The organism is Aquimarina ulvae (assembly GCF_053613295.3).
The window spans coordinates 25,296-52,236 of the sequence record NZ_JBSIBP030000009.1 but is presented as its reverse complement, the minus strand read 5'-3'; the positions used below and the strand labels follow the sequence as shown (position 1 = coordinate 52,236).

The window sequence follows — 26,941 nt, the reverse complement described above, 5'->3', positions numbered from 1 at the left end:
TACATGAAAAAACTCACACTTATCTTATTTAGCTTATTCTCTAGTATAGGATTTAGTCAACGAATTGTCACAGGAACAGTAACGGACACCACTGGATCTCCTATACCTTTTGTTAATATTTCGGAGAAAAATTCCGGTACAGGTACTACCACTGATGACGCTGGAAACTATACCATTGCAGCAGATGATAATGCAATTCTGGTATTTAGTTTCGTCGGTTTTCAGACTCAGGAAATTTCAGTAGGAACCAGAGATAAAATTGATGTCGTCTTATTAGAAGGTGAAGCTCTTAGCACCATTGTCGTTGTAGGATCCAGAAGTCCTAAGCGTACTGCAACAGATACGCCGGTAGCTGTCGATATTATAGATATGCAGGATATTATTACTAAAAGTGGTAAAATAGAAATCAATGAGTTATTACAATATTCTGCTCCGTCATTTAATGCCAACAAGCAATCAGGTTCTGATGGAGCTGACCATATTGACCCTGCAAGTTTACGAGGTTTAGGCCCCGATCAGACTTTGGTTTTAATTAACGGTAAAAGAAGACATGCCTCATCACTCATCAATATTTTTGGAACCAGAGGTAGAGGAAATTCTGGAACCGACCTTAATACGATTCCTGCCACTTCGATTAAAAGAATTGAAATTTTAAGAGATGGCGCCGCAGCACAATATGGCTCTGACGCCATTGCGGGTGTTATCAATATCGTCCTAAGGGATAATATTGATGAACTAACCGGAAGTGTAAGCTACGGTGTATATAATACAAATGCTCAAGGTAGTTTTCTAGAAGGGACCCCTAATACTGATGGCAATCGTCTTGATACAGAAAATGATGGAAACCGCATTGGAGATGATCAAAATTTTGACGGTGGATCCGTTAAAGTTACCGCTAATTATGGTGTTGGTGTCGGAGAACAAGGGTACATCAATTTTACCACAGAATACCTAAGCAAAAATAAAACGCTAAGACCCGGATTTGATTTTAGGAGGGGTTTTGGTGAAGCTGCTATTGACGGATTTAACTTCTTTGTGAATGCTAATGTTCCCCTATCTGATAACACAGAATTATATGCTTTTGGAGGAAGAAATTATCGTGACACTGATGCTTTTGCATTTACTCGTAATGGAGGGGAACGTGTAGTGACAGAAATTTATCCTAACGGCTTTACACCAAGAATTACTTCTAATATTATAGATAATTCGATTTCGGCAGGTGTACGAACTGAAACTGAGAATGGTTGGAAAATTGATCTTAGTAATACTTGGGGTAAAAATAATTTCCATTACTTTATTGAAGGTACCCTGAATGCTTCTCTAGAAGAGAATTCGCCCACAGAGTTTGACGCAGGAGGACATAGCTTAAGCCAAAACACGCTTAATTTAGACTTCTCTAAATATTATCCTAAAACAGCCAAAGGATTAAACCTTGCATTTGGAGCAGAATATAGAACAGAAAACTTCATCATATTTGCTGGAGAAGAAGGTTCTTATGCAACTTATGATGTAAATGGTTTACCCATTACGGATCCCGCAACTCAAACACAACCTATCGATCCGGTAAGTGGTGAACTAAGACCTGGTGGGTCTCAAGGTTTTCCGGGATATAGTCCTGCTAACGAAGTGGATAGATCCAGATCGAACCTTTCGTTATATACAGATGCAGAATTAGATATTACAGATGTGTTTCTTCTAGCGGGTGCAGCCAGATTCGAAAATTACAGCGATTTTGGAAGTACGATCAACGGAAAACTAGCAATGCGAATTAAAGCTTCGGAAAGTATTAACATCAGAGGTTCTGTAAGTACCGGGTTTAGAGCACCTTCTTTAGCCCAAATCTATTATAATCTTCGATTTACAGATTTTCAAGGAGGTATTGCTACAGAAACGTTATTATCTCCAAACAATAGCCCAGTAACTGCTTCTTTCGGGATTGATCGATTAAAAGAAGAAACTTCGATAAACGCATCTTTGGGTGTTACTGCTAGTTTAGGGGATTTCTCTGCCACTGTAGATGGTTACTATATTGATATTAAAGATCGTATCGTGCTCACCGGTACTTTTGAAGCTACTGATTTTGACAATGTCAATGAGGCTCAATTTTTTGCTAACGGAGTTGATACAGAAACCGTAGGTATGGATGTTGTACTTTCTTGGAAAAGTAATTATAGTTTTGGAACGTTATCCGCTTTAATAGCAGGAAATGTTAATAATATGTACATCACTTCTGTTAATACAGATCTGGATCCTGATATCTTTTTTGGGCAAAGAGAACAGGCTTTCTTATTAGCATCTGCGCCTAGAAGTAAATTTGCTTTAAATCTAAACTATAACACAGATAAATTTAATGCCGGATTGGGATTGACACGATTTAGCGATATTACGCTGGTAGATTTTGCGGATGAAGTAGATGAATATAGTGCGAAAATTACAGCGGATCTTACGGTTGGTTACGATTTAACCGAGAATCTTAAAATTACTATTGGTGGAAATAATATCACGAATGAGTATCCAGATCAACAAAACGACGGAAACACAGAAGCTGGCGGATATTGGGATGCTGTACAAATGGGATTTAGTGGTGCATACTATTATACCAGACTAGATTTTAATTTCTAAATAAATAACAACTGTCACCGCGAGCGAAATCGAGAGGTCCTATTTTAGTAAAGAATATTAAGCTCTCGTAAATTTTGCTCGAGGTGGCAATTTAGTTTTTAATAGAGGGATTCCCTAAAACTCTATCAATTGTATTTCTATACCTTTCGAACTTGACCAAATTATTATGAGAACCTCCTTCGATGGTTATCATTTGCTTATTTGATATTGGTATGTTATCAAACAACCTTTTGCCCGAGCTGTATGGCACCACACCGTCAGCTGTACCGTGATATATAATAATAGGACATTGCACCTTTTGAATAAATTTTTTTGAAGGAAATCTATACCGTAATATTAGTTGAACCGGAAAGATCGGTAACCAATGCGAAGCAACTTCTTCCATAGTATTATAGGGAGTTTCCAGTATGAGGTTACGAGGGTCATGAGTTGAGGCAACTTTTGTTGCAATCCCTGTCCCTAAGGATCTACCATACACCGTTATTTGATCTTCAGAAAATTGTTTTAAAGTATAGTTATAAAATAATTGAGCATCTTGATATAGCTTTTCTTCAGTGATCATTCCAGTACTCTTACCATAACTTCTATAATCCATAACGATTACATCATACTGCTTCTTTGCAAAATACGTAGTTATCTTACCCCATCTGGATAGATTTCCTTTATTTCCATGGAAATACAAGATTACTCCTTTAGGATTTTTGTTTTTAAAATGAATAGCATGCAAACGTTCACCATCATCAGTATCGAGAAAAAACTCTTCAAATGGATGATTGAATTGAAACGTATAATCTTCAGAAAGCTTTTTAGGTTGAAAAATAATTTTATGCTGAAAGAAACTCAAAACCCCTAATCCCATAAGATATATTATCAATGTCCACGTTAGAACTTTTTTAAGCCTGGACATTTACTTTTTTTTCAGCATGCTTAACACTAATACTTGTATTAGATAGATTAATTTTTCTCATTTTAGAATTGATAATTTCGCCAAGCATCTTGTGGTAAGATTCAAAATTATTTAGGTTTTTATGTCCACCACCAATCACCGTGTACAGTCGGGTAAGTTTAGGCTTTATTTTTGATAATTTAATACTCGATTTAAAAGGAATTAATTTATCATGAGTTCCGTGGATAATATGAATCGGACAATTGACATATTTTAACCATTTATAAGTTGGTATGGGATATCTCATGATCAGGGAAACTGGCATAAAAGGTATAAACTTAGCCGCTACTTTACTTAAACTATAATAAGGAGCGTCCAGAATTAGCATTTTAGGATTGTTAATGGAGGCTAATTTTGTAGCAAAACCAGACCCCATTGATCGTCCGTATAAGATGATATATTTTTCTTCCACCTTTTCTTTTAACGTATTGTAAACAAACTGAAGATCTCTTTTGATTGCTTTGAAAGAACGTCTACCCGTACTTTTACCAAAACCACGATAATCCAGCATACATACGTCATATCCATGCCGGGTAAAATCTACTGCAAACTTACCCCAACCTTTAATACTTTTAGAGTTTCCTTTAAGATACAACACAACACCTTTTGGGTTTTCTACCTTAAAATGAAGTCCATTGATAATAGCACCGTCACGTGTCTCAAGATTATATTCTTCTACAACCTGATTGTTATAGTGAAACTCAAAATCTTTATCTAGTTTTTCAGGCTTGAAAATAAAATACTCCTGTAGATAGTATAAAGTAATACTAGCCACAATATAAAATCCGAGAAGAATCGTTGCTATATACCCCCAATTTGACATATTAATATCCCATTAAATGAATTTGTAAGTATCTAATTTACAAAAAATTAAAATGAATTACATAAAAAAATCCTGCCGAAGCAGGATTTTTGCTTTTATGTATAATCTATTTTATCTTCTCGCATCATATATTCTAAAACGAACACCTACTCTAGCATAAATGTCAAAAAACTTACTATCAACATCTACTAAGTTATCCGTAAAATCATTCATGGCACCTACTTCTAACATGATATCAAACATCTCTCCTATCATTTGAGAAAAGCCAAATCCATATACACCCCCAATCACTAATTGTTCGTATTGATCAGATTCTAAATCAACACCTCCAAACTCTACATTCGTATTTAACCTAAAAGAGGGTCCAACATTAATAAAGGGTCTAAAGCGATCTTTACCACGATTAAATAAATATCTGAATTTAGGATTAAATCCTACCTGCAAAGCTTTAAAATCTGCTGTTCCAGCAAATGGAACATTTGGCGTAACTTCACTGTTTCGTTGTAATATTTCAACGGAAAAAACTACACTTGTTTTAGCTCTAACTCCCATGACATACCCATATCCAGCATTAAAATAAAAACCAGTGCCACGATTACTATCAGCATTTTCTATATTCAAGCTTGAGTTTGTTAGACCACCAGTAACTTCCCAACGGTACTGTCCATATGAAGTAATTGAGATCGTTGCCAATACAATAAAAAATAGTAATTTTTTCATAATTTCATGTTTAGATTTGAGGTTAAATTCTTGACGAAAATACTAAAATTTAAAAAATGAGTGTAAAAAAACCTGTCTAAACAGACAGGTTCTTAATAACTATCTTTATTAGCTTCTCTTATTCTCTGTGCATAAATGCTTGTTTCTTTAATAAAAACTCTTCTGTTTCTACAACATCTTCATCAGGAACACAACAGTCTACAGGACACACCGCAGCACATTGAGGTTCTTCGTGAAAACCTTTACATTCTGTACATTTATCAGGTACTATATAATATAACTCGTCGCTAATTGGTTCCTGAGCCTCGTCTGAGTTAATGGCTTTCCCTCCTGGAAGTACAACATCTCCTTCTAAATCAGTTCCATCTGCATAGCGCCAATCATCAGCACCCTCATAAATTGCAGTGTTCGGGCATTCCGGCTCACAAGCACCACAGTTTATACATTCATCTGTTATTATAATTGCCATAGCTCTTTTTTATTCTAAATTTGCATCACAAAAATAACTCGTAAACTAGTGATAAACAAATTAGAAATGGGATTAAATGATAGAATTACGGCTTTTTCTGAATTAGGCAAGTTCTTAAGTCAATTCAAAAATACTGGTTATGAGAAGGTTAACAACATCATACGCAATGAAGATTTTTTTGATGGAATGATTGAAAAAATAACATCTGCAAAAAATCATAATGGCTGGTTTACCCAAGAAAATATACTGTTTTCATTAACGCAATGGAGTAAAACACTAACCAAAGACAATTTAGAACAATGGCTATCTACCTACAGTCTGAACAATGTAAAACCCAAAACAGTTGGAATCATCATGGCTGGTAATATACCTCTGGTAGGTTTTCACGATTTTATTTCAGTATTGATAACAGGTCATCATGTAATTGTAAAACAATCTTCAAACGATAATCAACTACTACCCTATCTGGCATCTTATCTTATTGCTATAGCACCAGAATTTAAAGGCCGAATTTCTTTTACTGAAGAAAGATTTGCCTATTTTGATGCAATAATTTCTACTGGTAGTAATAATACTGCTCGTTATTTTGAACATTATTTTGGTAACAAACCTAACATTATTCGTAAAAACAGGAATTCTGTAGCAGTTTTAACAGGAAATGAATCCAAAGAACAGTTAGAGGCACTTGGAGAAGATATTTTTAGATATTATGGATTAGGTTGTAGGAGTGTTTCTAAGCTTATGGTCCCAGAAGACTATGACTTCGACTTGTTTTTTAAATCTATGTATGCATACAATGACATCATAAAAGGAGCAAAATATGCTAATAATTATGATTATAACAAGACCGTTTATCTAATGAGTGATTTTAGGTTATTAGAAAATGGATTTCTAATGCTAAAGGAAGATAAAAGTTATAGTTCTCCTATTGCAACCCTGTTTTATGAAACCTACATCTCTAAAGATCAATTATTAAAAAAACTCGAAACCGACAAAGAGGAAATTCAATGTATCGTTGGTGATAATATTTCTTCCAACAGTATCAATTTTGGAACAACACAACACCCATCACTGTCAGATTACGCAGATAATATTGATGTTATTGAATTTTTAACAAAAATTGATTAAATAATTTATCATTTTGACAATGTAATTGTATTAGATTATTAGCACCTTTGTGGTGTTTTTTCTTATCGGTTTAAGCAGCCGAAAAGTTACAAGAAAGTAAATAATTTAAAACCAGAAAAACTACTGATGAAAAAGCACAACTTTAGCGCAGGACCTTGTATTTTACCACAAGAAGTATTCAAAGAAGCATCCCAGGCTGTAATCGATTTTAACGACTCCGGGTTATCCATTTTGGAAATTTCACATCGTAGTAAGGATTTTGTGGATGTCATGGAAGAGGCTCGTAGTTTAGCCTTAGAACTATTGGGCTTAGAAGGCAAAGGCTATAAAGTACTTTTTCTTCAAGGAGGAGCGAGTACTCAATTCCTAATGACCGCTTATAACTTATTACAATCAAAAGCAGGATATATCAATACTGGTAGCTGGAGTGATAAGGCAATCAAAGAAGCTAAAATTTTTGGAGAAGTGATCGAGGTTGCGTCTTCTAAAGACGCAAATTATAATTACATACCAAAAGGGTACTCCGTGCCCACTGATTTAGACTATCTACATTGTACTAGTAACAATACTATTTTTGGTACACAAATCAAAGATTTTCCAACGACCAATGCACCCTTGGTGTGTGACATGAGTAGTGATATTTTCTCCAGACAATTAGACTTCTCAAAATTTAGTTTGATCTACGCAGGAGCTCAAAAAAATATGGGACCTGCAGGAACTACATTAGTAGTGGTAAAGGAAGATGTTCTAGGAAAAATAGAAAGACATATACCATCTATGTTAGATTATAAAGTACATATAAGCAAGAGCAGTATGTTCAATACGCCTCCTGTATTTGCTGTGTACACTTCTATGCTAACACTAAGGTGGTTAAAAAAGTTAGGTGGAATTGCCGCCATTGAAGAGCAAAATGAGAAAAAAGCGAAGCTGATCTATTCTGAAATAGAACTCAATCCGCTTTTTAAAGGATTTGCTGCAAAAGAAGATAGATCGATGATGAATGCTACTTTTTCACTTGTAGACGGAGACCTTAAAGAAACCTTTGATGCTATGTGGAAAGAAGCAGGAATCAGTGGTGTTAATGGACATAGAAGTGTAGGAGGATACAGAGCAAGTATGTACAATGCTATGACTATAGAAAGTGTTGCGGCTTTAGTAGACATCATGAGTGATTTAGAACGTAAAGCGTAAGCAACCCACCAACTATTAATCTAAAAAAATTAACAATAAACACTAAAAACTTTTAAAATGAAAGTATTAGCAAACGACGGAGTATCACAAAGTGGTATTAACGCGCTTGAAAAAGCTGGATTCCAAGTCCTAACCACCACGGTTCCTCAGGATCAATTAGTAGATTATATTAATACAAACGAAATAAACGTACTATTAGTTCGTAGTGCTACTAAAGTAAGAACAGATATTATTGATAATTGCAGCTCCCTAAAAGTTATCGGAAGAGGTGGTGTTGGTATGGACAATATCGATGTTGCTTATGCCCGTAAAAAAGGATTGCACGTGATCAATACACCTGCAGCATCGTCTGGATCCGTAGCAGAATTAGTTTTTGCTCATCTATATGGTAGTGTACGTTTTCTTCATGATGCTAACAGAAATATGCCTTTAGAAGGTGATAGCAAGTTTAAGAATCTTAAAAAAACATATGCCGCAGGAATAGAATTAAGAGGAAAAACTCTTGGAGTAATAGGTATTGGACGCATAGGACAGGCTACTGCTAAAATTGCAATCGGAGCAGGTATGAATGTAATCGCGTTTGATCCATTTATAGAAGAGGTAGCTATTCCTTTAGAATTTTTTGATGGACAATCCTTAAATTTTAACATAAAAACTGTAACTAAAGAAGAAGTGCTAAAACAAGCTGACTTCATCACATTACATGTTCCTGCACAAAAAGAATATGCTATTGGTAAAGCTGAAATTGAAAAAATGAAAGATGGTGCCGGGTTAATTAATGCTGCCCGCGGTGGAGTTATTGATGAAGTAGCATTGGTAGATGCTTTAGAAAGTGGTAAATTAAGTTTTGCTGGCCTTGATGTTTTCGAAAATGAACCTACCCCTGCTATTAAAGTCTTGATGAATAATAAAATATCGCTAACACCTCATATAGGTGCAGCTACAGGAGAAGCACAGGATAGAATAGGTCAGGAACTTGCAGATCAAATTATATCCATACTTAAGTAGTAAAAATAAGACATTGATTATCTCGTAAGATTATCTCTGGCTCGTAATGCTAAAAGGTAACTTTTTGATATAGGCTCATCTACGAAGAGAATTAAGCTTTATTTCAACAATAAAAAACTATAAAAACATCTTTGCGAAATTCGTAGGGATGTTTTTTTTATGTTATTAATCGATCAAATTGACTGTTTATCTGTTTACCGAGTAATTTATTGTGATTGCCTTTAACTTTTAATCCTAAAACGTTTAAATTTAACTATAAATTAAAAATATACTAAGATGTCTGGATTATTAGATTTATTAAATAGCGATATTGGAAAACAAATGATTAGCGGCGTTAGTAGCCAGACTGGTCAATCAGAAGGAAAAACTGCTGATGTTCTAAGCATGGCACTACCTGTATTAATGGGTGCTATGAAAAAAAATGCTTCTACACCTGAAGGCGCTTCAGGTTTAATGAATGCTTTATCCGGTAAACACGATGGAGGAATTCTTCAAAACTTAGGAGGATTATTTAATGGAGGTGTGGATGATAATACCATGCAAGATGGGGCTGGGATTCTAGGACATATTCTAGGACAAAAACAACCGCAGGTAGAAAATGCACTAAGTTCGAAATCAGGTGTAGATGCAGGTTCTGTAGCTCAAATATTAAAAGTTGCAGCTCCTATTTTAATGGGTGTTTTAGGTCAACAAACCAGAGCAAATAACGTAAATGATTCTAGCGGGTTAACTTCTTTATTAGGAAGTATGTTAGGTGGACAACCAAAACAAAACCAAAGTCTTATTATGTCACTTATTGATGCCGACGGAGATGGCAGTGTTCTGGATGACGTTGCTGATATAGTAATTGGCTCAAATAAGAAAAAAGGTGGTCTTGGTGGACTTCTAGGCGGTCTTTTTGGAAAATAATTTGACACCACCATTCTTTCATAACATAGGTAAAAGAAGAGTTTTGATAAAATATCAAAACTCTTTTTCATTCGTGGAAATGCTATGTAATAAAAAATGTTAAACAGGAAAAATATTTGATCTACTTTTTGTAATTTGAGATTCATGATGAAAAATAGTATATACATATTTATTCTGGCAATGATTATCTACAGTTGTGGAACTACCAAGGATCGGAAACTGGATACAGCCACTACAAACAATATATCAGATACCTTACGAATCGCCAATGATGATTTGGAATATGAAATTCTTATTATAGAGCCAGGTTTTAGCCCTTGGTTAGCCACCCAGCCGCCAAGAGGGTATTATAATCAACAATTTTTAGAAATAAGAAATCGACAATATGTCACAGAATACAATCAAAGAGTATTACAACCGCAACGATACGACCCTAATTTATATCTTCAACAAATTAACTACGAACAAAGTATTGACTATGGATATGAGGTAAACTACTTACTATATAATTACTTCTTATATTTTGAGCAACAATATCAACAAAAATTTTTTGTAAGTAGAGGGTAAAGGTTTTGACACAAAAAGTTTAAGTCGTATTTTTACCTCATGCAAAAGTTCAAAGACCGTTGGGAAATTAAAGCTAATTGGCAACTTCTATTTCCTTTCTTAGGATTATTAGGTTTATTATTTTCAGCATTCTTACTAAGTAAAAGAATAGTTTCTGGTATACTCAAGTTATCAGAAACCAATGATTCTTTTTTTATCGCAGTGTCGTTGATCACTATTTTTCTTTTTATTCCTTTACTAGGATTAACGTTAAAGATTTTTGATGCCTTAGAAAAAAAATGGAATGTAACCTATCGATGGGAACTTATCGCGATCTTTATCGTATTTGCAATTACGGGCTCTACAGCTGCCGGGCTTTCTGATCCCATATTAACCTTTATAGGTTTAAGCAGAGAAACTACCAATGGATGGATTTATTGGCCATTAAGAATATTATTAATATTTCCAATATATCAAGTAATACTATTACTTGTTGGTTGGATGTTTGGGCAGTTTAAGTTTTTCTGGTGGTTCGAGAAAAAAATGCTACGCCGAATGGGATTTTCCCAATTCATTAAAGATTAAAAAAACTATTTACAGGTAAGAATTTCTAAATATCCTTTTTTGACAAGAAATTTACCTAACCACCTATACCTCAATTACTTTCGATTTTTTATTTGTAACTCCTTCTTTATTAATCACAAAAGTATATAACCACATTAGTGTAAAAGATGGAATAATATCAGTTCCCGGAATAATCTCTTCGATAAAAGTAATCGCTGAAGCAATTTTACCTTTCTTTCCTGGATACATATCCATCATTTTTTTTGCTGCGTAAGGAGCCCATAAAAGGTCTAAAAATGGACCAATAAAAGGAATCGCCAAAGAGGCCATACCAATTACATCATAGATAAGACCTTTCTTTAATAATTTATATTTCTCATTTTTCATAAGTTTCTATTTACTAATAATATAACAAAAAAAATGCCAAAAAATTATTACGCCAAATCTGCAGTAATTAACCTTAAAAATTCTGTTCTTGTTTCAATTTTTTCAAATTGCCCTCTAAATCCAGAAGTTGTGGTTACCGAATTTTGTTTTTGTACACCCCGCATCATCATACACATATGAGCTGCCTCAATAACTACTGCAACGCCTTTAGGTTGTAGCGTATCATTAATACACTCTAATATGTCATGAGTCAACCGTTCTTGCACTTGTAAACGTCTTGCAAATACATCTACGATTCTTGGTAATTTACTCAAACCAACAATTTGACCATTTGGTATATAAGCGATATGAGCCTTACCGAAAAAGGGGAGCATATGGTGCTCACACAAGGAATATAGTTCAATATCTTTCACAATAACCATATCATCGTAGTCCTCCTTAAACATAGCGCTTTTTAAAATCTCCTCAGGATCTTGATGATAACCCTGAGTCAAAAATTGCATAGCTTTTGCAGCGCGTTCGGGAGTTTTTACAATCCCTTCTCTATTTATATCTTCTCCAAGATCGGTAATTATTGATTTAAATTTATTCTTTACTTCATCCGTAACCTTTATATTATATTCCTCAAATTTATTGTATGGCATTATATTTAAATTAGTTCTGTTTTTCTTTTTTTAACTTACTCCTAAAGGTATGCTGCAATTTACTTAGTTTTGGGTTAATCACAAACTGACAATACCCTTGATTACTATGTTGATTGTAATAGTTTTGATGATCATCTTCTGCATCATAAAAAGCCTCTAGTGCTGCTATTTGTGTTACTATAGGGCTATCAAAAACGCCTTCCTTAGTAAGCTTTTCAATCATAGAATGTGCGATTTCCATTTGTTTATCACCTATATAAAACACAGCACTTCTATATTGTGTACCCCGATCAGCTCCTTGTCTATTTAATGTGGTTGGATCGTGTGTAGCAAAAAAGATTTCAAGTAATTCATTGTAACTAATTATATCAGCATCATATTCGATTTTAATTGCTTCTGCATGACCTGTTCTACCAGTGGTTATCTCTCGGTATGCAGGGTTTTTAATAGTACCTCCGGTATATCCTGATTTTACTTTACATACTCCTTCCAATCGCTGAAAAACGGCTTCAGTACACCAGAAACATCCCCCAGCAAAAACGGCGGTCTTAAGATTATTTTTTTTCATACTAATGTTAAAATATAAATATTGTTTAACTAATGTACGTATATACTAAACAGTGTTGCTGCTTTTTAACTTTTCATTAGTACGCCATGTAATCATACAATCCTAGTTTTGCACATACGTCAAAAAAGTAAGGATTTTTTTACAAAATATGAATAAAAAACTACGCCCTATTGTAAGTGTGTTATTAGTAATGTACACATTTATTTTATTTGGTCAAGAAAGAAAAGAGATTACTGCAAAGAGAATTACTACCGCTCCTAAAATTGATGGTGTTCTAGATGATATGGTTTGGAAAGATATCCCCGCTTCTGGTGACTTTAGAATGTGGCAACCAGGAAATGAAGGAACAATTCCAGAAAATATTCAAACCGAAGTTAAAATGGCCTATGATAACAAAGCCGTATATTTTGCTGCGTATTTATATGATGATCAACCAGATAAAATACTAAAACAATTTACACAACGTGACAATGTATTTGCACAAGCAGACTTTTTCAATATCTCGATAAATACCTATAATGACGGGATTAATGAAACTCGATTTTTTATTACAAGCGCAGGAACTATTGGAGATGCACGTGCAGATCAATTCAATGAAGATTTTAGTTATAATGTAGTTTTTAATGCTAAAATCTCCTATGATGAAAAAGGGTGGTATGCCGAATTTAAAATCCCTTACAACGCTTTACGCTTTCCAGAAGTAGCCGTGCAAGACTGGAGCATCAATTTTTTTAGAAGATTACAAAATAGGAATGAAACGCATTCTTGGAATTTTGTGGATAATAAAATAGGTCAACGAACTCAATATAACGGTTTAGTGAGAGGTGTTAAAAACATTAATCCACCACTAAGACTTACTTTTTTTCCTTTTGTACAAGGTTTAGGAACTAGTTTTGATGGAGAAACTGAAACAGATTTTAGCGCGGGACTAGATGTAAAATATGGATTGAGTGATAGTTTCACGCTAGATGCAACCCTAATACCTGATTTTGGACAGGCAGCTTTTGATGAAGTGCGATTAAACTTAGGGCCTTTTGAACAAACCTTTGGAGAAAACAGACAATTTTTTACCGAAGGAACTGAACTCTTTAACAAAGGTAATATTTTCTTTTCCAGACGTGTTGGTAATGGTCCAACTAGGATTATATCTGATAAAGATTTAAACGATAACGAGATTGCCGAAGCGTCTCCTTCTAAAATAAATCTTCTCAATGCTCTCAAGATATCAGGAAGAACTAAGGAGAACTTAGGAATAGGTTTTTTTAATGCTATAACTGAAAAAACCGAAGTTCGGATTACAGATACCATAACAGGAGAACAAAGAAGTGAAGTGGTTGAACCACTGGCTAATTATAATATTTTTGTTTTGGATCAGCAATTTAACAACAACTCTTCTTTGTCCTTAATAAATACCAATGTGACACGTGATGGTAGTGATTTTAGAGACGCTAATGTAACAGGGTTGGTCTGGAACTTAGCAAATAAGGCTAATTCATATCGATTAACAGGAAGATCCATAGTTAGCCAGGTAAATCTTCCTAGTAAAAATAGTGCTGGTTTCCGGTCTGAGTTAGATTTTGATCGCATTAAAGGTAAATGGCGATATGGATTTGGTCATGACCTGGCAAATACTACTTATGATATTAATGATTTAGGAGTAAATTTCACAAACAACTTTAATAGTTTCAGAGTCAGTACTTCTTATCAGATCTTCGAACCAACTAAGATGTTTAACAATTATAGAATCAATCTTTTTGCCAGGCATCGCAGATTATATGAACCTAGTGTACAAACATCTAATTCTGTGGGTGTTGATTGGTTTTTTGTAACCCGGGAGCGTTTTGGTTTTGGAGGATTTACGATTTATGACTCCGATACTGATGATTATTTCGAGCCCAGAGTAGATGGTCGATATGTTACTTTCAGTGAAAACCTAGGAGTTAATTTATGGGTATCTTCTGATTATCGCAAAAAATTTGCATACGATGTACGCTTGTTTCACCGTAATTGGTTTGAAGATAATCAACAAACTTATAGTATGAACCTTTCTCCAAGATATCGATTTTCTGATAAACTTTTGGTGATCTGGACTACTGATTATGCTATTAGAAGGCGAAATTTTGGATATATAGACAATACCGAAACCTCTATTTTTCTGGGGCAGCGAGATATTACCACAGTTGAGAACTCCCTTAGTGCCAGCTATAACTTCGATCCTTATAAAGCAATTAACCTTCGTTTTAGAAATTTTTGGAGTACCGCGGATTACTCCGAAAATGTATTTTATACATTAAACAATGATGGTACTCGTAGACGGGCGGATTATGATACTTCTGAAAATGATCCAAATACTAATTTTAATATTTGGAATTTAGATTTGAGCTTTAGCTGGAGATTTGCACCCGGAAGTGAAGCCACCCTACTCTATCGCAATCAGATTTTTAATCAGGATGAACTTTCTACCATTAACTATACAGATAGTTTAGATAATCTTTTTGGCCAGCCAATACAGCATACATTATCACTAAGAGTTGTTTATTTTCTTGATATCAATAATTTAAAAGGTTCTTTTAAAGGATAATCTTGGCGATATTTAGGATATTAGTTACTTTCACAGTTTTAAGCAATGCATAGATGATAAAAGCAAAGAATATTCATAAAAACTATGGAGATTTACACGTTTTAAAAGGTGTTGATTTACATATCAAAGAAGGAGAAATTGTATCCATCGTAGGAGCTTCAGGAGCAGGAAAAACAACATTACTACAAATTCTAGGCACATTAGATCGAGCATCAAAGGAAAAAGGAAGCGATCTTTCCATTAATAATAATATCATCAACTTCCTTACTGAAAAGCAACTTTCTAAATTTAGAAATGAGCAATTAGGGTTTATTTTTCAGTTTCATCAGCTTTTACCCGAATTTACTGCTTTGGAAAATGTTTGTATTCCGGCATTTATAAAAAAGGTACCAAAAGCTGAAGCAGAAAAAAGAGCAAAAGAGTTATTGGGCTTTTTAGGCTTAGAACATCGATGTGACCATAAGCCAAGTGAATTGTCAGGAGGAGAACAACAACGAGTTGCTGTTGCCAGATCTTTAATCAACAACCCAAAAGTAATCTTTGCCGATGAGCCTTCTGGTAATCTGGATAGTGAATCAGCTGAGAACCTGCATCAATTATTCTTTAAACTTAGAGATGAGTATGGGCAAACCTTTGTTATCGTTACTCATAACGAAGAATTAGCTGATATGGCCGATCGAAAATTGGTTATGGTAGATGGTAAAATTGTAGATAAAACTTAATTTTACTGTATTTCAATATTTCAACACAGAAAACTTCGTGAAGAAACTAAGCAAAACGGAACTTAAAGAATTTCTGGATGAAAAAGCGGCATTTTATGAACAACCACAATTCATAGAAACAGATCCTGTTCAAATTCCACACCTTTTTACCCAAAAAGAGGATATCGAAATTGCAGGTTTCTTAACAGCAATAATTTCTTGGGGAAATCGTAAAAGCATCCTCAATAATGCACATCAGTTAATGGGGCTTATGGGGAGTTCACCATATGATTTTATTATGCATCATAAGGATACTGATCTTGAAAAATTAGAAGGTTTTGTTCATAGAACCTTTAATAGTACTGATCTATCTTATTTTATTAAAGCTTTACAGAATATCTATAAAAAGTATGGGGATATGGAGGTCTTTTTTAAACAATTCAATCAAGAAAAGCATCTACAAAACGCCATTCATTATTTTAAGAAGGAATTTTTTATGCTGCCGCACTTACCCCGAACTCAAAAACATATTAGTGATCCACATAAAAACTCTGCGGCAAAAAGGATTAATATGTTTTTTAGATGGATGATACGAGATGCCAAAGCTGGGGTGGATTTAGGAATTTGGAAAAGCCTTTCTCCCTCGCAATTATCTTGTCCATTAGATGTACATTCGGGCAATGTTGCAAGAAAGCTACACTTGCTCGGCAGAAAACAAAATGATGGTAAAGCTCTATACGAACTCGATAGTAATTTAAGGCTATTAGACCCTTTAGATCCAGTAAAATATGACTATGCCTTATTTGGATTAGGAGTTTTCGAAAAATTCTGATAGGTAAAGTATCATCAAAACCTCTTTATAAAAATAATAAGAAAGTCCTATACGCTATAACTTTTCCACCTAATCATAACATTAAATGCATAAGAATCTTTTCTTTTCGAATTTGTTGAATTAGTGGAACATGAATACAAAGAAATTAAATACACTGCAAATCAATTCGGTTTGATCAATATCCTACTTTTATAGAATCATCTGTCAATGTTTTTACATACGCAACCAAAGCTTTTAATTCTTCCTGATCCAGTTTCAACTCATCAAAGGGCAAGGTTTGATGTACTAAATCAAATCCCATTCCACTACCTCCTCCTAGATTATAAAACTCCATAACCTCTTCTAATGTATTGTATACGCCATTATGCATATATGGAGCTGTAAGTGCTGTATTTCGTACGGTAGGTGTTTTAAACATGCCTCTATGTAACTCTTCTTCAAATTTCCAATAAAAACCTAAATCATCATCTAGTTGTTTGTTTTCTTTTGTTTCCGGAACCCCTATAACCTCTTTTTCCGTTTCTTTAAAAAATGGAGGTACTGTGCCATTAGTTAAAGGCACAAAATGACAGGTTGCACAGAGCGCTTTACCCATAAAAAGATTAAATCCTTTTTTCTCTTCTTTGGTAAACGTATCCTCTTCTCCTCTTATATTTTTATCAAACTTCGAAGAAAATCCATTGAGGGTTGATATGTAAGAGGATATCGCTTTAATTACATCTCTATTTCTATTAGAGACTCCTCCGTATGCTTCTTTGAACAATTTTATATACGTAGTGTCCTGTAGAATAGCATCAGAAAATTCGTGCACTCCAGAATCAAATTCCTTTTTATTAGTAAAAACAGCGGATATCTGATCTAATAAATTTGCCGATCTACCATCCCAAAAAAAACTTTTCTGAAAAACCGAATTAATTAAAGTAGGCGTGTTTCTCTGTAACGGATTCGAAGTATTATCCAAATTACTCACCTTATCATCAGCATAAGCCCTATCAGGTTTATGACAGGTAGCACAAGCCATTTCCTTTTTTTTAGATAAGTTTTTATCAAAAAATAGTTTTTCCCCTAAAGCTATTTGCTTATCAGAAGGGTTTCTATTGCTGGGAGGTGTAAAATAAGTTACATTAAATGAATCTTCCTCAAAAAATGTTGGTGCGTCAAAATTAAATGGAAAACTACGCTCTCCCTCCCACAATTCACTTTCCTTACGGATGGCAACCCAGTTACGGGTAATCGGGTTCATATACTCTCTGATGAATGTATATCGATCAAAACTCTCAAAATCTTTATTTTGATTAATGAAGCGAATAGATCTGGCAATATTATTTTTAAACTCTTTATCAAGTTCAATATTCTTATTTTTTATTAAAAATCCTATCGTTTCTTCGTATACATATTGTAAGCTTTCTAGTGAAACAATGGTTTCTTCAATACCGAGATGACTTACAGGAGTATCGAAACCAGAAATACCCAAACTTATGATTCTAAACAATTGTTGATGTGTAGCAACAAAAAATCGTTTGGGGTTTAAGGTTCTCTTTTGAATGTTTTTTTGAAGGTTTAACAACAAACCTTTTGTAATTCTTATTTCATAGCCAAATTCTTCTTCAGTTACATTTCCTTCATAAAGGCTTTCTTCTATTTTCTGCAAACCCACAGGGTTTAAAATTTTGCTATTGTCTTCCTTAAATATAGGTAATGCCGGTCCATTTGCTCTGTGCCCAACCTCAGGATTCAAATAAGAAGCAAATGGTTCTGCTTTTTTAAATGCAATTCTTGCATTTTTAAAAATAGTTTGTGCGTTTTCTCCTTTACTACCGACGATTTCTAGTGTATCCAAATACGCTATTGAATTCGTGATATTCTTCAGATAAAAATCTTGAGCAATTTTCCAATTAGGTTTTGTAGTATCAATGTATGTTTCTTCTTTGAATTCTTTACAAGAAAAAAATAAAAATGTAAAAAAAGAAACTAATAGTACACTTGTCTTAAATGATGTATTCATTAACTAATGGTGTTTTAATAAATAAAAAGAATCTCCATTATTCAATGGAGATCTTTTTATTTTGATTTTTTACAGGAAAACTATCTAGGAAGTCCTCTTAAAATAATGATCTGAGAAGCTTGATCATCTTCTCTGGATGCATTTGTATGACCATCCAAGTTCATAAAGTCAGGGCTCTCCCAATAATGAGGTTGTAGCGCTAATAAGAACGTACCTGGAACTCCAACTTTGTCAGAAATATCGGTTAATGCGCCAAACTCACCACTAAAACCTGTACTATTATTAGGATCTAAGTCTTGGCGAACTACTAATTCTAATACTTTACTTGGATTGTTACCGTTAATGTCTGTTTGGTATATCTGTGCAGCATGTCCTCTGTCAAAAGAATTAGGATCTTCCTGAACATAAATAAAATTTTCTGTCACACATATATTATCAGGACTTTGTAATTCTGGTAAATTCCCATCCATATTATTAGTATCTGTGTTACCACTTATAATCTGAGTTAGCTTCCCTGTTAACGGAGAGGCTTCATCTAATTCTAATTTATATACTGTTCCCCAATCATTATAAGTTCCTCTTCCTGGTCCTCTTCCCGTTACGGCAAAAAACACATTTCTTCCATTCGCATCACTACCTTTTTGATAATCTACATCCTCTACTCTCATAAACTGAGAAGCAAAAACATCGGTACAAGCAGTTTCCATTTCATCTTTAGTAAAGTCTTTACCATTTGGAATTTCAACAAATTCTACATCGTAAGTATTTCCAAAATCCAATTGACCTTCATTATAAACAGTTTCTGGAGCTACATCCTCAATACCTATATTACCATCAACATCGACAATACCATTAGAAACCTGCTTAAATCTTAGCACATAAATCTTTCCGTTCGTTAAATCATCATCTGCATTTTCTGAATAATATAAAGTTACCTGACCTTCAGAACCACTAGAATCATCGTCTCCACCAATAATAACAGTTTTACCAGAATAGGCATCCTTTGGTAATGGAACCGCATTTTCCCAAGAAAACTCTCCTAAAGCATCTAATCCAAAATCTGCAGTTGGTGTAGGAGTAGCTATAAAAGGATCGATCCCTTTCACATCATAATTAATACTTTCTGAAGCTGATAAAAACAAGTCCTGAGATCCACCGTGTATTGCCGCTTCCCACATCGTTCCAGAGCATTGTCTTGCAAAATCAGATACTCCAGAGTTCAATAGATAGTCTCCGGCAACGGGTATTAAATTCTCATCCAGTCTTATTCTTGCAACGGCATAGCTATCTTCACAATTAACAACATAGATATATTCATCTCCGTCTTTCAAAAACCCCGCTCCATCTGCTGAACCAGCTAGTTGAAATGTACCATTGATTACATCTGGTGTACTTATTAAAGAATATGGCTCTACATAATTAAATTGAGAAGCCATTGCTACTAAAGGCTTTGTTGGTGATTTATCCGAGAACATAGTGGGTAGTGGCACAAAATCTTCTCCATCTTCACCGTCCTGACCATCAACTCCGTCCTGACCATCCTGACCATCTTGACCGTCTATTCCATCAATACCATCTCTTCCATCTTCACAATTTGCTAAAGACACCCCCAGAGAAAATATCAATAAGGATTTAAAAACAAGTTTTCCTAAATTATTCATTTTTTCGTTAATTAAGTTATAAGATTATTTATGTGGTGTAAAATTATTTAGACTATTCTAAAGGTTAGTTAACTAATGATAGCTATTAAGTTAATCTAAGTTTAATTTTACGTTATGAAGTTTTTTTTAAGGTTAAACAGGTTAACGCTTGATTAATTTTTTGGCTTTTGAAACAAAAACTATAATGGAATAGTGTATATAAAAATTTAACGAAAGAAACATCTAAAAACTGCCATTTACTAATGTTTAGAATAATCAAAGAAGGGAATTCTTAATTTTTAATATTTTTTTGTTAATTTTATTAAGAATTGTATCACATAATACAATTCTTGATAAAAATGATTGCACCGATACTCCCCTTAAATGAAGAATTCAGAATTGAAGCATTAAAGTCATTAAATATTCTTGATACAGAATCTGAGAATGAATTTGATGAGATTACTGCATTAGCAGCATATTTATGTGACACTGAAGCTGCTTTGATATCATTGGTGGATAGTGATCGTGAATGGTTTAAATCCTCCTACGGATTTTCTACTAATCAAATCCCTAGAAAAGAATCTTTTTGTGCCCACGCTATTTTAGATCCGAATATTCCATTGATTGTTAACGATACCAGATTGGATGAACGTTTTTGTGACAATCCTCTTACTAGAAAAGGCACTGTTATTTTTTATGCCAGTATTCCACTTATTGATAAGAACGGATTCGCTCTTGGTACCTTATGTGTTATCGATAGTCAACCCAAAAAACTTAGTGATAAGCAATTAGAGGCCTTAAAATCTCTTGCCCATCAAGTTGTTATACTATTTGAACTCAATAAAAAAAACAAAGACTTAGAGCAAATAGAAGACAAACTCCGAAAAAGAAACGAGTCATTAAAAGAATTTGCAAGAGTAATTTCTCACGATCTAAAAATGCCATTGGCCAATGTGATTACTACTTCTGATCTCTTAAAACTAAAATTAGCTAATGATCTGGATCAGGAAACTTCAGAATATTTTGATTATATAAAACAGTCCTCCTTCACAATGAGTGATTATATAAATGATGTGTTAGATCACTATGAAAGTGATAGCCTGACTCAAAATAAACCAGAATCATTTAAACTAAATTATCTTTTAAAAGAAATTGCAGAATTATTAAGTATTAAGCCTGATTGCACGATTCATTTCCCAGAAAATAATCCTACACTAAACTGCAATAAGTCAGCATTGAAGCAAATATTTTTCAATCTCATAGGAAATAGTATTAAATACAATGATAAGGAACAAATAATCATAGATATTGAGCATTCAGAAGATACTAGATTTTATTACTTTAAGGTTACCGACAATGGAATGGGCATTCCTGACGATAAGATTGATTCCATTTTTGAATTATTCACCACGGCTAATGGAACAGATAGGAGCGGTAACAAAGGAAATGGAATAGGGCTTTCAACAGTAAAAAAATTAGTTGAAAATCTAGGTGGATGTATCAAAGTAAAATCTATTCTCGGTGTACAAACTATTTTTGATTTTTCTATCAAAAAGTAATATAGTTATGAAGTAATAGTTGCCACACAAGCTTCAGCACATTTCTCTCCATCTATGGCAGCAGAAACAATCCCACCAGCATATCCAGCACCTTCTCCACAGGGATAGAGTCCTTTTATCTGCGTATGCTCTAGTGTATATCGATTTCTGGGTATTCGTACTGGAGATGAAGTCCTGGATTCTGGAGCGTGTACAACGGCTTCATTGGTTAGATAACCTCTCATACTTTTATCAAAAGCTTTAAATCCTTGCTGCAGTGTATTGTGAATGAATTTCGGAAAGACGCTTTCCATATCTACAGATGTCAAACCTGGTTTATAAGAAGTTTCTGGTAAATCTATAGAAATCTTTCCTTGTGTTAGGTCTACTAATCGTTGTGCGGGCACCTTTTGTGTACCTCCTGCCAAATGCCAAGCCCGTTGTTCTATTTGTTTCTGAAAGTACATTCCGGCTAATGGACCATATTTAGAAAAATCTTTAAAATCTTCTAAACGTAATTCTACAACTATTCCACTATTAGAAGTAGGTTGATCTCTTTTGGATGGTGACCAACCGTTGGTAACTACTTCTCCAGGACTGGTGGCACAAGGAGCAATAACTCCACCCGGACACATACAAAAAGAATACATACCTCTGCCTTTTACCTGCTTTACGATGCTGTAAGGTGATGGTGGCAAATACTGCCCACGAACTTCACACTTATATTGTATTTGATCAATTAATTGTTGAGAATGTTCTACCCGAACGCCTAATGCAAATGGTTTTGCTTCAATTTCAATCTTTTTCCTGTATAACAATTCAAAAACATCTCTGGCAGAGTGTCCTGTTGCTAAAATCACCTTATTTGTTTCAATCGTATCACCAGTATGTAGAACTACAGCATTGATTGATGAATTTTTTATTTTAAAATCAGTTACTCTGGTTTCAAAATGTATTTCTCCACCCTGTTCTCTTATCTTATCTCGTATGGATGCGATAATAGCTGGTAATTTATTAGTTCCAATATGTGGATGTGCTTCAACCAAAATCTGATTTGTAGCTCCAAAACCGACTAATAAGTTAAGAATACGGTTAACATCTCCCCTTTTTTTAGAGCGTGTATATAATTTCCCATCGCTGTAAGTACCTGCGCCTCCTTCTCCAAAACAATAATTAGAGTCTTCATTAACTATATGATCCCTATTGATCGCTTTAAGATCTCTTCTTCTGTTCCTAACATCTTTACCTCGCTCCAGCAAAATGGGCTTATACCCCAACTCAATACATCGTAAAGCTGCGAATAAACCCGCAGGACCCGCTCCAATTATAACGACTTCATTCTTATCAGAAACATCGGGATACTCTGGTAATTCAATAGGTTCTTCAACATAATCCTCTTGCACATATACTCTTAGTTTCAAATTTACTTTAATAGCTTTTTGACGTGCATCAATAGAACGTTTTAATATCCGTATGTGCTTAATTTCATTTATCGGTATCCCATTTTTTCTGGATACCTCAGTTTTTAATTGATCAGAAATTACAGCAATTTCGGGTGCTACTTGTATGCTAAATTCGTATTGCAATGGGTATGTTTTCTAATTTTTGACGAAGATACGATGTTAAAAAACAAGTTTATCTGTTACGAACGTAAATCAGTTTAAATCTCCCGCTGGTATGATCCCGTTGATCTATTTCAAACTCTTTTAGCGAATTAAATAAAGGAGTTAATTTTGCAAAACCAAAATTTCTTGAGTCAAAGTTAGGTTGTTTCTTAAGAATCAAAGAACCTACATCTCCTAAAAATGCCCATCCATCCTCATCTGCTGCATCATCAACAGAGTTTCTTAATAATCGTATTGTTTTAGGTGTGATCTTATCTAAGTTAGATTTCTCTGACTTTCCTTTACCATCTTTTTTCTCAGTATCCTTATTAAGGATTTCGAGATAGATAAACTTATCACATGCAACAATAAATGGATCTGGAGTTTTCTTTTCTCCAATTCCATATACAACAACACCCGCTTCTCGTAATCGCATAGCCAACTTTGTAAAATCACTGTCTGAGGAAACTAAACAAAAGCCATGAACCCTTTCTGAATATAAGATATCCATCGCATCTATAATCATAGCAGAATCTGTTGCATTTTTTCCGGTTGTATAACTATATTGTTGAATTGGATTTATTGCATTTTCAAGTAATATGCCCTTCCATTTTGCCAAATATGGTTTTGTCCAGTCACCATAAATTCTTTTGATAGTAGGAGTACCATATTTAGTAATCTCTTCCATCATCTCTTTTAAATACTTTGCGGGAATATTATCACCGTCAATAAGAACGGCTAATTTTGTATCTTTAATCATGCCGTTAAAGGTACATAAATACAACATCTAATAAAAGTACTCCATAGTAATCTAATGACTATTCGTGAAATATTAAAAAACACGGACATTGACCTTGGGAATTACCGAAAACACCCTAGAAATTTTATCAGGAATGGAACAAAGGATTTTTTTTTGCACTGGAAAGTAGCTTATAACACCTTACAAAAATTTGTTCCTAAAGAATTGGAAATTGATACTTTTGAAGATAGTCCCTGGGGTTCTTTAGTAGCGCTTTCTATAGAAAAGATTCGACCAAAAAATCTACCGCATTACCATCCTTATTCCCCATTTTCATGAAATCTATATTGGAACTTATATTAAGTCAGAAAAAAAGACAAGTGTTTATTTTTTAAATCTAGAAGGAAGTAAAAGAATTTCCTGTATGGTTGCTAAAAATTTCTAAACTCCCTTATCGATATTCTAAGATGAAGAGAACTTCTGACACCTATATTTCAAGAAATTTTAACCACAAAGATGAATTTGATATCCAATTCAAATTGGGGAACACTGTAAAAAGCAAAACAAATCTAGATATTTGGTTAACTGAACGATATGCCCTTTTTCAGGATGCGGATAATGATATTAATGAATATGAGGTTCATCATCCTGAGCTGCCCCTATGAGAAATCAACATTAAAAAATTGACCGTTAACCATCCGTAATTTAAAAACTTACTCAAACAAAAGCCAGGTCATACCAGTTATTCTAATAGTATACAGGTGATCGTCTGGGCAAAGTGTAAAAAGAATAAAGATAATTACTATGACGATAATTAAAATAGATACCAAGATCAACCGTATTAAAAATAGATAGGTTCGTGCTTTAGCAGGTTATTTCAATCCATTATTAATAGTAAGTTTCTATATTTGATAGTAACAAACAATTAATTAGACTTATGAAAAAACTATTTTTTTTAGCCATTGCGCTTATCGGTTTTACCACAATTTCTAATGCACAAAGCTTAAAATTTGGTGTAAAAGGAGGAGTTAACTTTTCTAATATCAATGGAGATGCTGATCTGGACAGCAGAACAGGATATCACATAGGCTTTGTAGGGCAGTTCGGAATTGCAGACAAGTTTGCTATTCAGCCAGAGGTGTTATATTCTGCCCAAGGAGCTGATGATAGAGATATAGACTATTTGAATGTTCCTATTTTAGTGAAATATAAATTCTTAAAATTTTTAAGTTTTGAAGCAGGCCCACAGTTTGGTATTGTAGTAAATGATGATTTTGAAACTGGGGAACCAGAAAGTTTTGATGTTAGTGGCGCCGTTGGAGCAGGTGTAGAATTTGGTGATTTCTTTGCTCAGGCTCGATACAACTTCGGACTTACAGATATTGTGGATAATGTCAATTCTAAAAATGGAACTTTCCAGCTTTCTGTTGGATATTACATTTTTTAGTAGCAACCAAAAAAATTATAGAAAAAGAGGTCGTCTAAAAATTATGTAGACGACCTCTTTTTTTTAGGATCTTCTCGATCTTCTGTTATAGTTCCTATTATTACGATTAGATTTAGGTTTTCCCCTCTGTTTTTTCACGGGTGCTGCGTTATAATCAAAAGTAAAACTTGGTTCAAAACCTTCTATGATTTCTTTGGGCAATGTTATTCCTAATAATTTTTCTATCCCCTTTACATAACTCACCTCTTCCTGTGAAACTAATGAAATTGCTTCTCCACTTGCTCCTGCTCTACCCGTACGCCCAATTCTATGTACGTAATCTTCAGAAATATTGGGTAGTTCATAGTTAATAACGTGTGGTAATAACGGAATATCCAACCCGCGGGCTGCAATATCCGTAGCTACTAATACTCGAATTTTATTTTGCTTAAAACCGCTTAATGCTTTTGTCCTTGCTCCTTGACTTTTATTTCCGTGAATTGCCGCGGATGTGATTCCGTTTTTACTTAGTTTTTCACTAAGGCGATTGGCACCGTGCTTGGTTCGTGTAAAAATCAATACTTGTTTCCAGTTTCCTTCAGAAATCAGCTTAACAACTACATCGGTTTTTTTTGACTTATCAACTTTAAACATCTTCTGATCTACCTTCTCCGCAGTGGTATTCTCTGGAGCGGCTTCAACAGATACTGGGTGTTGTAAAATTCCACCAGCCAGTTTCTTAATCTCCTTAGAAAAAGTTGCAGAAAACAATAGGTTCTGCCTTTTTGTAGGCAATAATGCTAGTATTTTATTGATATCTCTCTGAAATCCCATGTCTAGCATCCGATCTGCTTCATCCAATACCAATATTTCTACTTTCGCAAGTGATAAAGCTCTTTGACTATGTAAATCTAATAAACGACCTGGCGTAGCTACTAATATATCTACTCCATTCCTGAGAGCCCTGATTTGTGGATTTGCATTTACACCTCCAAAAACCACCATTGATCTCAAATCAACAAATTCACTATATGCTTTTACATTATCCAATATTTGTGCTGCGAGCTCTCTTGTAGGTGTTAAGATCAAAGCTCTAATAGGTCTTTTCCTAAAGTGCTGTCCCTGTGATAATATTTGTAATATAGGTAATGTAAATCCTGCAGTTTTACCAGTTCCGGTTTGAGCGGATGCTAACACATCTTTCCTTTCTAAAATTGGAGGTATGGCTTTTTCCTGAATTGGAGAAGGGACCGTATACCCTTTTTTGTCGATAGCTTTTAATAAAGCATCGGATAATCCTAATAAATCAAATGACATATAAATTGTTTAAGAAACAACAATCTATTATAT

The 26,941-nt window shown here is 34.2% G+C and carries 26 protein-coding genes; 14 read left to right on the top strand and 12 right to left on the bottom strand.

The features are described 5' to 3' along the window. Window positions 1–3 precede the first annotated feature (3 nt). Complete coding sequence (locus ACWGOQ_RS17830; protein ID WP_452057886.1) at window positions 4–2,622, top strand: TonB-dependent receptor; 2,619 nt, start codon at window positions 4–6, stop codon at window positions 2,620–2,622. Window positions 2,623–2,713: 91 nt separating this feature from the next. On the opposite strand, the gene ACWGOQ_RS17825 is transcribed toward ACWGOQ_RS17830, so the two are convergent. The 4 genes from ACWGOQ_RS17825 to ACWGOQ_RS17810 all read right to left on the bottom strand — a co-directional run bounded on the left by ACWGOQ_RS17825 (window position 2,714) and on the right by ACWGOQ_RS17810 (window position 5,580). Continuing rightward, on the bottom strand, window positions 2,714–3,529 hold the full coding sequence (locus tag ACWGOQ_RS17825; protein WP_452057887.1) for an alpha/beta hydrolase: 816 nt from the start codon (window positions 3,527–3,529) through the stop codon (window positions 2,714–2,716). Then, window positions 3,516–4,391, bottom strand: coding sequence for an alpha/beta hydrolase (locus tag ACWGOQ_RS17820; RefSeq protein ID WP_452057888.1), 876 nt, complete (start codon window positions 4,389–4,391; stop codon window positions 3,516–3,518). Before ACWGOQ_RS17820 ends, ACWGOQ_RS17825 begins: the two co-directional genes overlap by 14 nt. A gap of 111 nt (window positions 4,392–4,502) precedes the next feature. Continuing rightward, window positions 4,503–5,111 carry a putative outer membrane beta-barrel protein gene (locus tag ACWGOQ_RS17815; protein ID WP_452057889.1) on the bottom strand — a complete coding sequence of 203 codons (609 nt, stop codon included), beginning with the start codon at window positions 5,109–5,111 and terminating at the stop codon, window positions 4,503–4,505. A 118-nt stretch (window positions 5,112–5,229) separates the two neighbouring features. Continuing rightward, window positions 5,230–5,580, bottom strand: coding sequence for a 4Fe-4S dicluster domain-containing protein (locus ACWGOQ_RS17810; RefSeq protein WP_452057890.1), 351 nt, complete (start codon window positions 5,578–5,580; stop codon window positions 5,230–5,232). 66 nt (window positions 5,581–5,646) lie between these two features. Between ACWGOQ_RS17810 and ACWGOQ_RS17805 the strand changes: the two genes are divergently transcribed. The 6 genes from ACWGOQ_RS17805 to ACWGOQ_RS17780 all read left to right on the top strand — a co-directional run bounded on the left by ACWGOQ_RS17805 (window position 5,647) and on the right by ACWGOQ_RS17780 (window position 10,947). Then, entirely contained in the window at window positions 5,647–6,708 is a 1,062-nt protein-coding gene (locus ACWGOQ_RS17805) for an acyl-CoA reductase (RefSeq protein WP_452057956.1), read from the top strand. A gap of 126 nt (window positions 6,709–6,834) precedes the next feature. Then, the gene (gene serC / locus ACWGOQ_RS17800) at window positions 6,835–7,899 is read left to right on the top strand and encodes a 3-phosphoserine/phosphohydroxythreonine transaminase (protein ID WP_452057891.1); all 1,065 of its coding nucleotides are present in this window, start codon (window positions 6,835–6,837) and stop codon (window positions 7,897–7,899) included. A gap of 57 nt (window positions 7,900–7,956) precedes the next feature. Further along, window positions 7,957–8,907 carry a D-2-hydroxyacid dehydrogenase gene (locus tag ACWGOQ_RS17795; protein WP_452057892.1) on the top strand — a complete coding sequence of 317 codons (951 nt, stop codon included), beginning with the start codon at window positions 7,957–7,959 and terminating at the stop codon, window positions 8,905–8,907. 276 nt (window positions 8,908–9,183) lie between these two features. Further along, window positions 9,184–9,816, top strand: a complete 633-nt coding sequence (locus ACWGOQ_RS17790; RefSeq protein WP_452057893.1) for a DUF937 domain-containing protein — start codon at window positions 9,184–9,186, stop codon at window positions 9,814–9,816. Window positions 9,817–9,960: 144 nt separating this feature from the next. Next, complete coding sequence (locus tag ACWGOQ_RS17785) at window positions 9,961–10,383, top strand: DUF6146 family protein (RefSeq protein WP_452057894.1); 423 nt, start codon at window positions 9,961–9,963, stop codon at window positions 10,381–10,383. A gap of 39 nt (window positions 10,384–10,422) precedes the next feature. Then, window positions 10,423–10,947, top strand: coding sequence for a DUF6787 family protein (locus ACWGOQ_RS17780; RefSeq protein ID WP_452057895.1), 525 nt, complete (start codon window positions 10,423–10,425; stop codon window positions 10,945–10,947). A 63-nt stretch (window positions 10,948–11,010) separates the two neighbouring features. Here ACWGOQ_RS17780 and ACWGOQ_RS17775 read toward each other — a convergent pair whose 3' ends face one another. From ACWGOQ_RS17775 to msrA, 3 genes are read right to left on the bottom strand one after another with little or no spacing between them, the layout of a single operon-like run. Continuing rightward, a complete protein-coding gene (locus ACWGOQ_RS17775) occupies window positions 11,011–11,313 on the bottom strand; it encodes a hypothetical protein (protein ID WP_452057896.1) in 303 nt (100 codons plus the stop codon). 47 nt (window positions 11,314–11,360) lie between these two features. Further along, window positions 11,361–11,957, bottom strand: a complete 597-nt coding sequence (folE, locus tag ACWGOQ_RS17770; protein WP_452057897.1) for a GTP cyclohydrolase I FolE — start codon at window positions 11,955–11,957, stop codon at window positions 11,361–11,363. A 10-nt stretch (window positions 11,958–11,967) separates the two neighbouring features. After that, window positions 11,968–12,525, bottom strand: coding sequence for a peptide-methionine (S)-S-oxide reductase MsrA (gene msrA, locus ACWGOQ_RS17765; RefSeq protein WP_452057898.1), 558 nt, complete (start codon window positions 12,523–12,525; stop codon window positions 11,968–11,970). A 148-nt stretch (window positions 12,526–12,673) separates the two neighbouring features. Between msrA and ACWGOQ_RS17760 the strand changes: the two genes are divergently transcribed. From ACWGOQ_RS17760 to ACWGOQ_RS17750, 3 genes are read left to right on the top strand one after another with little or no spacing between them, the layout of a single operon-like run. Then, complete coding sequence (locus ACWGOQ_RS17760) at window positions 12,674–15,106, top strand: DUF5916 domain-containing protein (RefSeq protein ID WP_452057899.1); 2,433 nt, start codon at window positions 12,674–12,676, stop codon at window positions 15,104–15,106. Between the two features lie 53 nt (window positions 15,107–15,159). Continuing rightward, a complete protein-coding gene (locus tag ACWGOQ_RS17755) occupies window positions 15,160–15,828 on the top strand; it encodes an ABC transporter ATP-binding protein (RefSeq protein ID WP_452057900.1) in 669 nt (222 codons plus the stop codon). A gap of 37 nt (window positions 15,829–15,865) precedes the next feature. Then, window positions 15,866–16,639 (top strand): TIGR02757 family protein, encoded by a 774-nt coding sequence (locus tag ACWGOQ_RS17750; protein ID WP_452057901.1) that lies wholly within the window; start codon window positions 15,866–15,868, stop codon window positions 16,637–16,639. Window positions 16,640–16,814: 175 nt separating this feature from the next. Here the strand turns inward: ACWGOQ_RS17750 and ACWGOQ_RS17745 are convergent, their stop codons facing one another. Both ACWGOQ_RS17745 and ACWGOQ_RS17740 read right to left on the bottom strand, forming a co-directional pair. Further along, window positions 16,815–18,644: a cytochrome-c peroxidase gene (locus ACWGOQ_RS17745; protein ID WP_452057902.1), complete on the bottom strand. Its 1,830-nt coding sequence runs from the start codon at window positions 18,642–18,644 to the stop codon at window positions 16,815–16,817. Between the two features lie 80 nt (window positions 18,645–18,724). Further along, window positions 18,725–20,305: a PhoX family protein gene (locus tag ACWGOQ_RS17740; RefSeq protein WP_452057903.1), complete on the bottom strand. Its 1,581-nt coding sequence runs from the start codon at window positions 20,303–20,305 to the stop codon at window positions 18,725–18,727. A gap of 338 nt (window positions 20,306–20,643) precedes the next feature. Here ACWGOQ_RS17740 and ACWGOQ_RS17735 point away from each other — a divergent pair, with 338 nt between their 5' ends. Beyond that, window positions 20,644–21,843, top strand: a complete 1,200-nt coding sequence (locus tag ACWGOQ_RS17735; protein WP_452057904.1) for a sensor histidine kinase — start codon at window positions 20,644–20,646, stop codon at window positions 21,841–21,843. A gap of 5 nt (window positions 21,844–21,848) precedes the next feature. On the opposite strand, the gene ACWGOQ_RS17730 is transcribed toward ACWGOQ_RS17735, so the two are convergent. Both ACWGOQ_RS17730 and ACWGOQ_RS17725 read right to left on the bottom strand, forming a co-directional pair. Next, on the bottom strand, window positions 21,849–23,408 hold the full coding sequence (locus ACWGOQ_RS17730; RefSeq protein WP_452057905.1) for an NAD(P)/FAD-dependent oxidoreductase: 1,560 nt from the start codon (window positions 23,406–23,408) through the stop codon (window positions 21,849–21,851). 49 nt (window positions 23,409–23,457) lie between these two features. Next, on the bottom strand, window positions 23,458–24,186 hold the full coding sequence (locus ACWGOQ_RS17725) for an NYN domain-containing protein (protein WP_452057906.1): 729 nt from the start codon (window positions 24,184–24,186) through the stop codon (window positions 23,458–23,460). A 54-nt stretch (window positions 24,187–24,240) separates the two neighbouring features. On the opposite strand from ACWGOQ_RS17725, the gene ACWGOQ_RS17720 reads away from it, so the two are divergent. From ACWGOQ_RS17720 to ACWGOQ_RS17710, 3 genes are all read left to right on the top strand, one after another. After that, on the top strand, window positions 24,241–24,504 hold the full coding sequence (locus tag ACWGOQ_RS17720; RefSeq protein WP_452057907.1) for a DUF2071 domain-containing protein: 264 nt from the start codon (window positions 24,241–24,243) through the stop codon (window positions 24,502–24,504). A gap of 128 nt (window positions 24,505–24,632) precedes the next feature. Next, on the top strand, window positions 24,633–24,830 hold the full coding sequence (locus tag ACWGOQ_RS17715; RefSeq protein ID WP_452057908.1) for a DUF2071 domain-containing protein: 198 nt from the start codon (window positions 24,633–24,635) through the stop codon (window positions 24,828–24,830). Between the two features lie 272 nt (window positions 24,831–25,102). After that, complete coding sequence (locus ACWGOQ_RS17710) at window positions 25,103–25,612, top strand: porin family protein (RefSeq protein ID WP_452057909.1); 510 nt, start codon at window positions 25,103–25,105, stop codon at window positions 25,610–25,612. 63 nt (window positions 25,613–25,675) lie between these two features. Here the strand turns inward: ACWGOQ_RS17710 and ACWGOQ_RS17705 are convergent, their stop codons facing one another. Further along, window positions 25,676–26,908 carry a DEAD/DEAH box helicase gene (locus ACWGOQ_RS17705; protein WP_452057910.1) on the bottom strand — a complete coding sequence of 411 codons (1,233 nt, stop codon included), beginning with the start codon at window positions 26,906–26,908 and terminating at the stop codon, window positions 25,676–25,678. Window positions 26,909–26,941: the final 33 nt, after the last annotated feature.